Here is a 12,001-nt window from a genome sequence, read left to right as displayed (position 1 = left end):
TCTCAGTCCTCGTCGTGAACCAGGATGATCGTCGACAGCGGCGGCAGTGTCAGCGGCGCGGAGTGATCCTGACCGTGCCAGTCCTTCTCCTCCGTGGTCACGCTCCCCATGTTGCCGCGCCCCTGTCCGCCATAGGGCTCGGCATCGGTGTTGAGCGCCTCGCGCCACCGCCCCGGCAGGGGGAGGCCCACGCGATAGCCGCTGCGTTCCACCGGCGTGAAGTTGCACACCACGACCGCCGGCGGGTCTCCGGGCCCGCCTCGGCGCACCCAGGCATAGATCGAATTGTCCATGTCGTTGGCCTCGAGCCATTCGAAGCCGCCCGGTTCGCAATCCTTGAGATAGAGGCTCGGGGTTTCGCGGTAGAGATGGTTGAGATCCCTGACCAGCCGCTGCACCCCGGCATGGGTGTGATACTCCGCGGCCTTCCAGTCGATCTGGTCCTTGTAGTTCCACTCCGACCACTGGGCGATCTCGCAGCCCATGAAGAGCAGCTTCTTGCCCGGATGCCCCCACATGAAGCCGTAATAGGCGCGCAGGTTGGCGAACTTGTCGCCCTCCAGCCCCGGCATCTTGGTGAGCATCGAGCCCTTGCCGTGCACCACCTCGTCATGGCTGATCGGCAGGATGAAGTTTTCGCTGAAGGCGTAGTGGATGCCGAAGGTCATCTGGTGGTGATGGTGCTTTCGGTGGACCGGCTCGCGCTCGATGTAGTCGAGCGTGTCGTTCATCCAGCCCATGTTCCACTTGAAGCCGAAGCCGAGCCCGCCGGCGTCGACCGGCTTGGAAACGCCGGGGAAGGAGGTGCTTTCCTCCGCCGCGGTCAGGATGCCGGGCACCTCGCCGTAGCATATCATGTTGGTGCGCTGGAGCAGGCTGATCGCCTCGTAATTCTCGCGGCCGCCGTCCTTGTTGGGGATCCACTGGCCCTCCTCGCGGGAATAGTCGCGATAGAGCATCGAGGCCACGGCATCCACGCGCAGCCCGTCGACGTGGTATTCCTCCAGCCAATACAGAGCGTTGGAGATCAGGAAGTTGGCAACCTCGGTGCGGCCGAAGTTGTAGATCATCGTGTTCCAGTCCTGGTGGAACCCTTCCCGCGGGTCGGCGTGCTCGTAGAGCGCGGTGCCATCGAACTGCGCCAGCCCGTGCACGTCGGCCGGGAAATGCCCCGGCACCCAGTCGAGGATCACCCCGAGCCCGGCCTTGTGCGCGGCATCGACGAGGTCGCGGAACTCGTGCGGAGGCCCGTGGCGGATCGTCGGCGCAAAGAGCCCGATCGGCTGGTAGCCCCAGGAGCCGTCGAACGGGTGCTCGCTGATCGGCAGGAACTCGATATGGGTGAACCCCATGTCCCTGGCATAGCCGACCAGCTCGACGGCCGCCTCCTTGTAGGAGAGCGGGCGGTTGCCTTCTTCGGCGATCCGCTTCCAGGAGCCGAGGTGCACCTCGTAGACCGAGATCGGGGCATCATGGGCGTTGCTGGCGGAGCGGGACTTCATCCACTTGCCGTCGTGCCAGCCGTAGCCGGCAATGTCGCGCACCACGCTCGCCGTCTCGGGCGGATGCTGCGAGCCGAAGCCGACCGGGTCGGCCTTCTGCGCCATCAGCTGCCCCTGGGCGCCGATCAGTTCGTACTTGTAGGCCGCGCCCTCGCCGATGCCGGGGATGAAGATCTCCCAGACCCCGGTGGAGCCGCGCAGCCGCATCGGATTGCGGCGGCCGTCCCAGGAATTGTAGTCGCAGACGACGGAGACCCGCCGTGCATTCGGTGCCCAGACCGCGAAATGGGTGCCGCGAACGCCTTCGTGATCCATCACGTGGGCACCGAGCACCTTCCAGACGCGCTGGTGGGTGCCTTCGGCGAGCAGGTATTCGTCCATCTCGCCGATCACCGGGCCGAAGCGATAGGGGTCCTCGTGCTCCCAGGTCTCGCCGGCAGCGTTGCGGCCGCGCAGCATGTAGGGCGCGCGGGCCGGTACGGGGCCGCAGAACACCCCGGGCACGCCATCGACCGGCTGCAGCGGGTGGCCGGTGCCGTCCATCACCGCTTCCAAGGCGCTGGCGCCGGGGTCGTAGGCCGTGACCCAGACCTGGCCCGCGTGGTCCTGCGGGCCAAGGATCGCAAAGGGATCGTGCAGCGCGCCATGGGCGATCTGCTGTGCCGTCTCGTGGGACAGCGGCGCTTGCGGGTGGGGAGCGGAGGCGTCGGTCATCATGACCTCAGGCTACTCCTTCGCACCACTTCCGCAAGCAAAGACCTCAGCCTGCGGCGTCTTCGACCGTTGGCGCGGCCTCGGCGTGCCAGACATCCGCCATGTAGCCGCGGATTGTCCGGTCGGAGCTGAACCAGCCCGACCGGGCGGTGTTGAACGCCGCCATCCGCGCCCAGTCCTTCGGCGCGGCAAAGGCCGTGTCGACCTCGCGCTGCGCCCGCCAGTAATCGGTGAAGTCGGAACAGACGACGAAGTAGTCGTGGTGCACGAGGTTGTCGACGATACCGTGATAACGCCCGGGGTCGTCGGGGCTGAAGCGGCCGGCGCGGATCGCCTCGATGGCGCGGGCGAGGCGCGGGTCGGCGGCGATCGCCTGGCCGGCATGGCCGCCGATCCTGCGGCGCTCCATCACCTCGTCGGCGGTCATGCCGAAGAGGAAGAAGTTCTCCGGCTTCACGTGCTCGCGGATCTCGACGTTGGCGCCGTCAAGCGTGCCGATGGTCAGCGCGCCGTTGAGGGCGAACTTCATGTTGCCGGTGCCCGAGGCTTCCTTGCCGGCGGTCGAGATCTGCTCGCTGAGGTCGGAGGCCGGTATCAGCTTCTCGGCGAGGCTCACGTTGTAGTTCGGGGGGTAGACCACCTTGAGATAGCGCGAGGTCAGCGGGTCGCTGTTGAGCACCTTGGCGACGTCGTTGGTCAGGCGCACGATCTCCTTGGCGAAGACATAGCCCGGCGCCGCCTTGCCGCCGAAGATCTTCACGCGCGGCACCCAGCCCTGGTTGGGGTTGTCTCGGATCTCCAGCCAGTGGGCGATGGTCTCCAGCAGGTTCAGGTGCTGGCGCTTGTATTCGTGGATCCGCTTGATCTGCACGTCGAAGATGGCCTCGGGGTCGATGCCGACTTCGAGCTTCTCGGCGATCCAGTTCGCGAGGTCGTTCTTGTTCTGCCGCTTGGCAGCGGCGTAGCTCTCGAGGAAGGCCGCGTCGTCGATATGGGGCTCGAGCTTCTCGAGCTGCTCCAGGTCGTCGACCCAGTCGTCACCGATCGCGTCGGTGATCAGCGTCGACAGCCGCGGGTTGCACGACAGCAGCCAGCGGCGCGGGGTGACGCCGTTGGTCTCGTTGACGATGCGGTTGGGGTGCAGCTCGTGCAGGTCCTTGAAGACCGTCGATTTCATCAGCTCGGTGTGCAGCGCCGACACGCCGTTGACCCGGTGCGCCATGATGAAGCTGAGCTCGCCCATCTTGACGTGCCCGTCGTCCACCGCGGTCACCTTGCGGGTGCCCACGTCCTTCATGTGCAGCTCGTTGATACGGAAGATGAGCTGCAGGTGGCGGGGCAGGAGGCGGCCCATCAGGCCCTCGTCCCAGCGTTCCAGCGCCTCTGGCAGCAGCGTGTGGTTGGTGTAGGAGAGCGTATTGCGGGCGATGCCGACGGCTTCCTCGAAATCGATCCCGCGCTCGTCCACCAGCAGGCGCACCAGCTCCGGCCCGGCGATGGCCGGGTGGGTGTCGTTCATCTGGATCGCGGCCTTCTTGGGCAGCAGCCTCAGGTCGTCGTACTCGCTCTCGAAGCGGCGCAGGATGTCGCGCAGGCTCGCGGAGGTGAAGAAGAATTCCTGCTTGAGCCGCAGCTCCTTGCCCTGTTCGGTCGTGTCGTCGGGGTAGAGCACGCGGGAGAGCGTGCGCGCCAGCGCCTCGGGCTCGGCGGCGGCGGCGTAATCCCCGCGGTTGAAGCGCTGCAGGTCGAAGCCGTGCATCGGCCGAGCTTCCCAAAGGCGCAGCGTGTTGCCCCAGCGGCCCCGCCAGCCGATGATCGGCGTGTCGTGGCCCATCGCGATCAGCATTTCGGAGGGATACCAGTTCGCCCGCTTGCCGATCTCCTGGACGTGGCCGCCGAAGCCGATGTCGATGGAAACTTCGGGGCGCTCGAATTCCCAGGCGTGGCGCTGGCTCAGCCAGTCTTCGGGCTCCTCCACCTGCCGGCCGTTCTCGAAGCGCTGGCGGAACAGGCCGTTCTCGTAGCGGATGCCGTAGCCCATGGCCGGGCAACCGATGGTCGACATCGATTCCATGAAACAGGCCGCGAGCCGTCCGAGGCCGCCGTTGCCGAGCGCGGCATCCGGTTCGTCCTCGAGGATCGCCTGGTAGTCGACCTTGAGCTCCTGCAGCGCGTCGATCGCCGCCTCCTCGAGGCGCATGTTGATGATCGCGTCCTTCAGCAGGCGGCCGATCAGGAACTCCATCGACAGGTAGTAGACCCGCTTGTGCTGGCCGGCGTAGGTGCGGCGGGTGGCCTCGAACCAGCGATCGACGATCTTGTCGCGGACGGCGAAGGACAGGGCCATCCGCCAGTCATAGGTCTGCGCGTGCGCAGCGTCCTTGCCGAGCGTGTAGACAAGGTGATGGAGGATCGCGTCTTTCATCTGGGCGGGTGTCATCTGTCGTCCTCGGTTGGTGCCACAGGAGGGGAGGGCGGCACGTGTCGTTCAGCGAGGTTATTCCCGAGCCACCGAACCGGCGCAACCCCGGCCGCGTCCACAGGGCCGCCGCCCCGCCCAACGGAGCAGGGCTGTTGCGGAATCGCTCACGGCACAACGCCGCCCGGGCGCCCGCTGCCGTGAATTCAGGCAGGCTGCGTGAAGCGGGTGAAGGGCTCGGCGCCGGTCGCGGCGGGGGGCAGGGCGTCGAACCCCGGGCCGGCCTCCGCCAGCCAGCGCTCCGAGGCGGGCAGCAAGCGGCGGTAGTGCACGGCCACCATCCGGCGCAGGTCGGTGTCGCCGGTCGGGTCGACCCCGGCGGGCAGATCCGGGAACTTCAGCACCAGCCGCCGCCAGCGGTGCAGGAGCAGCAGTCGCGCCGCCATGGCGTCGAGCGGGGCGAGGTCGGCGGGGAAAGCGTCGAGAGCGGCGAGGTCGCTGCGCATCCGGCGGCGGGCGTCGAGGTGCTGTCGTGGAAGCGGGATGCTGCCCGAGAGGTCGAGCTTGCCGGTGATGCGGAGCCCGGCCCCCTTCTTCGGGGCGGCCTCGGCCGGCCAGAGCACCGTGCCCGGCGCGAGCAGCAACCCGCCGCGCGCATCGGGCGCCACCCCGATCGTCAGAACCCAGTCCTGCATGTCGCCCGCTCTGGGCGCGGCATATATCGCACGCGCGGCCTTGCGGTATTCGCTCAACCGGTCGCGGCTCAGGCGGTGAAAACTGGCCCGGCCCTCCCGCTCGCGTTCCAGCCACCCGTCGGCGGCCAGTCGCGACAGCGCCGCCCGCATTGCGCCGGGCGCGATGCCCACGCGTTCGAGCAGTTCGGACAGCCGCGCGGAGGCGATCCAGCCGCCATGCGGCTCCACCGCATCGCCCAGAACCGTGACAATGATCGACCAGACCCGCGGCCGCCCTTCGGCAAGCAGCGATCGGATGAGGGGGGCGACTGGGTCTGTCGGCGGCAGGTCCATGAGCGGCACAATCCGCCAGCCGATGCCGGTATGCAAGTGCCTGTTTGCCGGGCGGAAATCGGCTGCCCCTCAGTCACCCGGATGGCTGGGGGAGAAGCGCCCGTAGGAGCCGAGCGCGAAGACGAGTGGCGAGCCCGGCGTATGGGTGACCCGGTCCACCTGGCCGATCACCACGGTATGGTCCCCCGCGCCATGGGCGGCGAAATGCCGGCACTCCAGCCGGGTCAGGCAACCGGCGATCTCGGGCACGCCGCGGGCGTCCTCGCGCCAGTCGATACCGTCGAAATTGCGCGCCTCGGCGGCGAAACGCTCCGACAGGTCGAGCTGGCGGGCTTCCAGCACATGGATCGCGAAATCATGCGCCGCGACGAAGGCGTCGTGGCGGGGCGAGGTGATGGCCGGCGACCACAGCACCAGCGGCGGGTCGAGCGAGACGCTGGTGAAGCTGTTAGCGGTGAAGCCGAGTGGCCCGTCGGCATCGCGGCAGGTGACGACGGTGACCCCCGTGGCGAAGGCGCCAAGAGCGGTGCGGTATTCGCGCTCGCGGCCCGGTCCGGGGGCGAAACTGTCGGTCATCTGTCGGTCCTTCCGGCTCTGTTCGACGCGCCGCCCGGTGCGGATCAGGGAACCTCGTGCCCGAGCGCGGCGGTATAGAGCGTGAACCACGTCTGGCGGTCCATGTCGACCTTGAAGGCGTCGGGAATCCTACGGATTCGCTCCAATGTGTTGGTGCCGATAACCGGCAGGATGCAGGCGGGATGCGCCAGCAGCCAGGAGATCGCCACCGCCATCGGCTCCACGCCGTCGCGTTCGCCGATCGCGCGCAGCGCCTCGTTCATCGTGTTGTGCCCCGAGGACAGCAGCGCGCCGCCCGCGAGCGGGGACCAGGCCATCGGCGCGACGTCCAGTTCCTGCAGGAAAGCGAGGTCGCCGTTGGTCATCGGGGCGTTGGCCAGCAGGCTGATCTCGATCTGGTTGGTGGCGAGCGGCGTGTCCATCGCGCTCTGCAACAGCCGCCAGTCATGCGGGCGGAAGTTCGATACGCCGACCGCGCGCACCTTTCCCGAAGCGACCGCTTCGTCCAGCGCCCGGCCGGTCTCGTAGTGATCCATCATCGGGTCGGGGCGGTGCAGCAGCAGCAGATCGATCCGCTCGATGGCCATGTTCCGCAGCGACGCCTCTATCGAGGACAGGATGTGGGAGGCGCTGGTGTCGTAATACTTGACCCGCCGGTCGGCATACCGGCCCATGGGGGCCACGATGCCGCATTTGGTCACGATCTCGATCTGCCGGCGCAAGTGGGGCGCTGCCGTGAGCGCGGCACCGAGCCGCGCCTCCGCCGAATAGCCGCCATAGATGTCCGCCTGGTCGAAGCTGGTGATGCCGGCCTCGAGGCAGGTCTCGATCTTGGCCTGCACCCGGGCGGGCGAGGGGTCGGGGTCGTCCAGCAGCCGCCACATCCCATAGACGATCCGGCTCAGTTCGAGGCCGACGGTCAGTTCCACGCGCTCCATGGCGATCCCTTCCAAGATGTGTCACGGCGAGTTTGCGATGCCCCAACACGACCACAAAGGGCCGCCTGCGAACACCCCTTTCGGCAGGGTAAAGGCGCATCGCCAGTCAGCCTCGGCTCCTGCCCGTGTACTTGGCGGGGCGTGCCGCCCGTGCGGCGCCGCGCCTTCGGTCTTTGGGGATGCGCCCGCGCGCCGGCTGTGATTGAGTGCGCCACGAAGGGCCCCGTGGCGGGCCGGGCAAGAGCGGAGGCGGGCGCATGAACGGTGCGGAATCCCTGGTGAAAACCTTTCTGGCCGGAGGCGTGGACGTCTGTTTCGCCAATCCCGGCACGTCGGAGATGCATTTCGTCGCGGCGCTCGACACCCATCCCGACATGCGGTGCGTGCTGAGCCTGTTCGAGGGCGGCGTGACCGGGGCGGCGGACGGCTATCACAGGATGAGCGGCAGGCCCGCGGCGACCCTGCTGCACCTCGCGCCGGGCTTCGGCAACGGCTACGCCAACGTGCACAACGCCCGCAAGGGGCACAGCGCGATGATCAACGTCGTGGGCGAGCACGCCGACTACCACCTGAAATACGATGCCCCGCTCAAGGGCGACATCGAGGGCGTCACGCGCGGGGTTTCGCACTGGCTGCGCACCTCGGCCGACGCGCTCTCCGTGGCGCAGGACGGGGCCGAGGCGATCCGGGCGGCGCGGGCCCGCAATGGCCAGATCGCGACGCTGGTGCTTCCGGCCAACACCGCCTGGGAGGAGGCCGAGGCGCCGGCCACGCCGCTGCCGCCGGTGCGCCTGCATCGCCCACGCCCGGATCAGATCGCCGCGGCCGCCAAGGCTCTTCGCGCGCCGGGGGCGGCGCTCTTCGTCGGTGGCCTCGCGCTTCATGGCGAGTTGGCGCGGGTGGCGGGCCGGATCGCGGCCCAGACCGGGTGCAGGCTCATGGCCGACCTCTTCGTGCCGCGCATCGAACGAGGGGAGGGGGCGGTCGCGATCGAGTGCCTCCACTACCCGGTGCTGGAGAATGTCGAGATCCTGCGGGACGTTCGGCACATGGTGCTGCTCGGCGCCGGAGAGCCGGTGGCGTTCTTCGCCTATCCCGACAAGCCCTCGACCCCCACACCCGCGGATTGCCGGATCCTGGATCTCTGCGGGCCGGACATGGACATCGCCTGGACGCTGGAAGCGCTTGTCGAGGCGACGGGCGCATCCGGAGCCGCGCCTGCCACGCTTCCGCTCGATCTGCCGGACCTGCCCACAGGCCCGATCGATGCGGTGAAGGTGGGGCAGGTAATGGCGGCGCTGATGCCCGAGGGGGCTATCGTGGCCAACGAGGCGATCACCTCGGGCCACCCCCTGGCCAAGGCGACGCGAACGGCTCGCCGCCACGACTGGCTGACCAATCCCGGCGGCGCCATCGGCGCGGCCCTGCCGCTCGCGGTGGGCGCGGCCGTCGCCTGCCCGGACCGCCGGGTGATCGCTCCCACGGGCGATGGTTCTGCCATGTACACCCTGCAATCGCTCTGGACCATGGCGCGCGAGCGGCTGGACGTGCTGGTCATCGTGTTCGCGAACCGCGGCTACCAGATCCTCCGCGGCGAGCTTGCCAACGTCGGCGTCAACAGCGTCGGGCGCAATGCGGAACGCATGTTCAACGTCGAGGATCCCACGCTCGACTGGGTGGCGCTTGCCGCCGGTCACGGGGTGGAGGCCGCGCGGGTGACGGATGCGGAGGGCTTCGCGGAGGCCTTCCGGCGCGGTGTCGGCGAGCCTGGCCCCTACCTGATCGAAGTGGTCCTCTAACGCGTCGCCCGGCAATGCCGATGGACTTGGGTATTTCAGCCAAGAAGAAAGCCCGGCTCTCGTCTTCTTGGTGAAAATACCCGCATCCGGCGGTTGCAGGATGTCTGGTGCCCGAGAGCGGAGCGCTATTCCGCCGCCATGTCCAGCATCGCGTTGAAACCGGCGAAGCGCCGGGCCGCGCCTTCGCCGAGATGGGTGACAACGCCCCCCGCAATGGTCATCTCGACTTCGCGGGTCCGGGTGTTGACGGCGACGACGTCGGCACGCTTGCCGAAATCGAGCGTGCCGCGATCGGTCAGGCGCATGATCTCCGCCGGGCCGGAGGAGATCATCGTCCAGGCGTCGGGCAGGCTGCGCAGGCCCCTGTCGACCAACGCCCACGCCGCGGCCGCGAGCGACGGGTAATGGTCGTCCGAAACCAGCGCGTCGCACAGGTGTTGCGCGACCAGGTCGACGGGGCGGGTGCCCCCGGTCTTCTTTCCGCCGAACAGAACGTCATGGGCGGAAAGGATCACCGGGTCGTTCATGGCCTTGGCTGCGGCGGCGGCCTGGCGCGAGCCGGGCATCGCGGCGATGCTGGCGCCGATCATCGAATAGGTCTCGCGGGTCTCGCCGTCCGGATCGGCCTTGCTGCCGTAGCAGACGCCGAGCACGTCGAAGGCTTCCGCAAGCCGGCAGAGATGCCGCGGAACCTCGGAATGGCGCGCGAGCATCTCCTCGATCCCGTCCCGGAGATCGCTCGGTGTTCGGCAGGCCCGCCGGGCGCGAACGGCGAATGCCTCCGGGTTGCAGCGCGCCATCTCCAGCGCCTGCTCGAGGCGGTTGTCGAAGAGGACGAAATCGACGCCGTGGCGGCGGATCGCGGCGAGCATCCGGTCGGCCGTGCCGAGCAGGTGCGTCTCGCATCTGAGCTGCAGCCGCAGGTCGGTGCCGAGGGTCGGCTGGCGGGCGAGATGGGTTGCGAGCAGGCGCTCGGCGAAATCCGGGCCCTCGGTGCCGCCCTCCCAGGACCAGCCCTGCGCCAGCCAGCCGGTGGTCACGCCATGGGCGGCGGCGTCGCGGTCGATGGCGGACAGCACGCGCTTCAGGTCGTCATGCGGTTCGGGCCAGAGGTTGCGCGCGAGCGCATTTCCGTTCAGATCGATAATCCCCGGCAGCAGCAGGTAGCCCCGCATGTCCACCTCCGGCAACGGACCCTTGGTGATCCGGCCATCGGCAATCGCCAGCGAACGGCGCTGGATGGCGCCGTCGCGGAGGATATGCGCGCCGGTCAGGCGCACCGGGGGCAGGGCCGTGTGCATCGGGTGAGTGCTCTGAGTTGCCGCTTCGTCACTTTGTCTCACCGGGATACGCATATTCTGTATCGCGATTGTGACGAAACGACCGGTTTTCAGGGCGTTTTCGCAGGAACGTGACGTGGTCTCAGGCCGGTGATCCCGTGCCGGGCTGCGTTCTTGCACGCGCGGTTCGTCGGGGCACGGACGTGACAGCGGGGCTGCGTCGCACAGCCGTCATTCAGGGGGGCAGCAGTTCGTGCGCCGCAGACGGGGCCGTCAGTCCTGGTCGCCGGTATCGATGAGCCAGCCGCCCGGGCCGGCGAGATGGTCCGGCAGGACAACGACCAGCGTTTCGTGGATCAGGCAACAGGCGAGGAAGGTCATGATGACTTCTCCGACGGTGATCTGCGACAGCCATGCCATGATGTCTTCCTCCGCTACCTATTACGCCGATGACCATGCCGCCCAATTGGGGCGGTGGCGTGGCGGCGGAGGGTTCGAACGGGGACAATTCGAACCGCGCCGTGTCCAACAGCCCGTGCGCTGCCCGATTGTCTCGACATTCCCATGCGCAAGCGTCGCGCCGAGGGCGAGAGGGGCTTGGATCGTCGAACTTACAGGTATACCCAGATCCCGATTTGATCGCCTCGCGGGTCCCTCTCATGCTCCATGCCTACCGGAACACCGAACGGGGCCTGCGCCCGATCCTGTCCCAGGAGGAGGGGCTCGAGGATTGCGTCTGGATCGACTTGTTCGGGCCGCAGCCCCAGCAGATCGAGAGGGTCGAGGCGCTCGGGCTCAGCGTTCCGAGCCTGACGGACCTGGAGGAGATCCAGATCTCCAGCCGGCTCTACCGGGAAGGCTCCACCGATTACATGACTGTGGTGCTGCCCGGCCTGACGCCCGAGGGGCGCCGAAAATCCCTGCCGGTCTGTTTCATCCTGGCCCACGAGCGGCTGGTCACGGTCCGCTACCACGATCCCGAGCCGTTTCGGCGCTATGTTGCCAATTCCGGGCGGGACGGCATCGGCTCGGCCACGCCTGGGCGGGTCGCCATGGGGCTGGTGGAGGATATCGTCGACCATCTCGCCGACACGCTCGAGGAGATCGGGCGCAAGCTCGACGAGATCTCGCTGCAGGTGTTCGACGAAGGCGGGCTTGGCCGTGCCAACGTGCTGCAACGGGCGCTGATCGCGGCCGGTCTGCTGGGCGAGCGGATCGGCAAGGTGCGGCTGTCGCTGCTGACGCTGGAGCGGGCGCTGAACTACATTGAGCAGTTTCCAACGGAAAAAGAGACCAGCCGGGATGCCAAGCGGCTCGCCCGCGGACAGGCGCGCGACATCGCAGCGCTGGAGGTCCATGCAGATTTCCTGTCGCAGCGCGTTTCCTTCGTCACCGACGCGACGCTGGGCCTGATCGACCTGGAGCAGAACAAGGCGGTGTCGGTGCTCTCGGCGCTGGTGGCGCTGTTTGCGCCGGCAACGCTGATTTCGTCGATCTACGGGATGAATTTCGACTGGATGCCCGGGCTGCATGGCGAATGGGGCTTCCTCTTCGCAGTGCTTCTGATGGTGGGGTCCGGGGCGATCGGGTATCTGTATTTCAAGTGGCGCGGCTGGCTCTGAATCGGGCCGGAGCGACCAGGGGAGGCAGGGGCATGAGAATTGAGGCGGGCATGTGTGGCGGCCGACGCAGGGCGCTGTCGGTGGGCGACGTCACGCCTCTGCGACAGCAGTTCGATAGCAGCG

9 protein-coding genes are annotated in these 12,001 nt (G+C 68.0%); 2 read left to right on the top strand and 7 right to left on the bottom strand.

The genetic code is table 11. From position 1 onward, the window contains the following. Positions 1–2 precede the first annotated feature (2 nt). The 5 genes from glgB to CHB86_RS06930 all read right to left on the bottom strand — a co-directional run bounded on the left by glgB (position 3) and on the right by CHB86_RS06930 (position 7,177). Positions 3–2,216, bottom strand: a complete 2,214-nt coding sequence (gene glgB / locus CHB86_RS06950) for a 1,4-alpha-glucan branching protein GlgB (RefSeq protein WP_089232596.1) — start codon at positions 2,214–2,216, stop codon at positions 3–5. A 46-nt stretch (positions 2,217–2,262) separates the two neighbouring features. Then, entirely contained in the window at positions 2,263–4,656 is a 2,394-nt protein-coding gene (locus CHB86_RS06945) for a glycogen/starch/alpha-glucan phosphorylase (RefSeq protein ID WP_089232274.1), read from the bottom strand. A gap of 185 nt (positions 4,657–4,841) precedes the next feature. Then, positions 4,842–5,699, bottom strand: a complete 858-nt coding sequence (locus CHB86_RS06940; protein ID WP_089232273.1) for a PaaX family transcriptional regulator C-terminal domain-containing protein — start codon at positions 5,697–5,699, stop codon at positions 4,842–4,844. A gap of 33 nt (positions 5,700–5,732) precedes the next feature. Further along, positions 5,733–6,239, bottom strand: a complete 507-nt coding sequence (locus CHB86_RS06935) for a flavin reductase family protein (RefSeq protein ID WP_089232272.1) — start codon at positions 6,237–6,239, stop codon at positions 5,733–5,735. 44 nt (positions 6,240–6,283) lie between these two features. After that, positions 6,284–7,177 carry an aldo/keto reductase gene (locus CHB86_RS06930; protein WP_089232271.1) on the bottom strand — a complete coding sequence of 298 codons (894 nt, stop codon included), beginning with the start codon at positions 7,175–7,177 and terminating at the stop codon, positions 6,284–6,286. A gap of 257 nt (positions 7,178–7,434) precedes the next feature. Between CHB86_RS06930 and CHB86_RS06925 the strand changes: the two genes are divergently transcribed. Beyond that, positions 7,435–8,976: an acetolactate synthase large subunit gene (locus CHB86_RS06925; protein WP_089232270.1), complete on the top strand. Its 1,542-nt coding sequence runs from the start codon at positions 7,435–7,437 to the stop codon at positions 8,974–8,976. A gap of 125 nt (positions 8,977–9,101) precedes the next feature. On the opposite strand, the gene CHB86_RS06920 is transcribed toward CHB86_RS06925, so the two are convergent. Beyond that, positions 9,102–10,277 (bottom strand): alpha-D-ribose 1-methylphosphonate 5-triphosphate diphosphatase, encoded by a 1,176-nt coding sequence (locus CHB86_RS06920; protein ID WP_089232269.1) that lies wholly within the window; start codon positions 10,275–10,277, stop codon positions 9,102–9,104. Positions 10,278–10,529: 252 nt separating this feature from the next. Further along, complete coding sequence (locus CHB86_RS24565) at positions 10,530–10,676, bottom strand: hypothetical protein (protein WP_176442795.1); 147 nt, start codon at positions 10,674–10,676, stop codon at positions 10,530–10,532. Between the two features lie 239 nt (positions 10,677–10,915). On the opposite strand from CHB86_RS24565, the gene CHB86_RS06915 reads away from it, so the two are divergent. After that, positions 10,916–11,878: a CorA family divalent cation transporter gene (locus CHB86_RS06915; RefSeq protein ID WP_089232595.1), complete on the top strand. Its 963-nt coding sequence runs from the start codon at positions 10,916–10,918 to the stop codon at positions 11,876–11,878. Positions 11,879–12,001: the final 123 nt, after the last annotated feature.

This window comes from Tropicimonas sediminicola (genome assembly GCF_900188335.1).
GTDB lineage: Bacteria > Pseudomonadota > Alphaproteobacteria > Rhodobacterales > Rhodobacteraceae > Tropicimonas > Tropicimonas sediminicola.
Note: the sequence above shows the minus strand (reverse complement) of the source record. Positions and strands in the feature narration are given on the sequence as shown.

What these genes read in the sequence shown, in the direction of transcription:
- CHB86_RS06935 (WP_089232272.1), bottom strand. Translation starts at nt 6,239, where the DNA reads ATGACCGACAGTTTCGCCCCCGGACCGGGCCGCGAGCGCGAATACCGC.
- glgB (WP_089232596.1), bottom strand. Translation starts at nt 2,216, where the DNA reads ATGACCGACGCCTCCGCTCCCCACCCGCAAGCGCCGCTGTCCCACGAG.
- CHB86_RS06925 (WP_089232270.1), top strand. Translation starts at nt 7,435, where the DNA reads ATGAACGGTGCGGAATCCCTGGTGAAAACCTTTCTGGCCGGAGGCGTG.
- CHB86_RS24565 (WP_176442795.1), bottom strand. Translation starts at nt 10,676, where the DNA reads ATGGCATGGCTGTCGCAGATCACCGTCGGAGAAGTCATCATGACCTTC.
- CHB86_RS06945 (WP_089232274.1), bottom strand. Translation starts at nt 4,656, where the DNA reads ATGACACCCGCCCAGATGAAAGACGCGATCCTCCATCACCTTGTCTAC.
- CHB86_RS06930 (WP_089232271.1), bottom strand. Translation starts at nt 7,177, where the DNA reads ATGGAGCGCGTGGAACTGACCGTCGGCCTCGAACTGAGCCGGATCGTC.
- CHB86_RS06920 (WP_089232269.1), bottom strand. Translation starts at nt 10,277, where the DNA reads ATGCACACGGCCCTGCCCCCGGTGCGCCTGACCGGCGCGCATATCCTC.
- CHB86_RS06915 (WP_089232595.1), top strand. Translation starts at nt 10,916, where the DNA reads ATGCTCCATGCCTACCGGAACACCGAACGGGGCCTGCGCCCGATCCTG.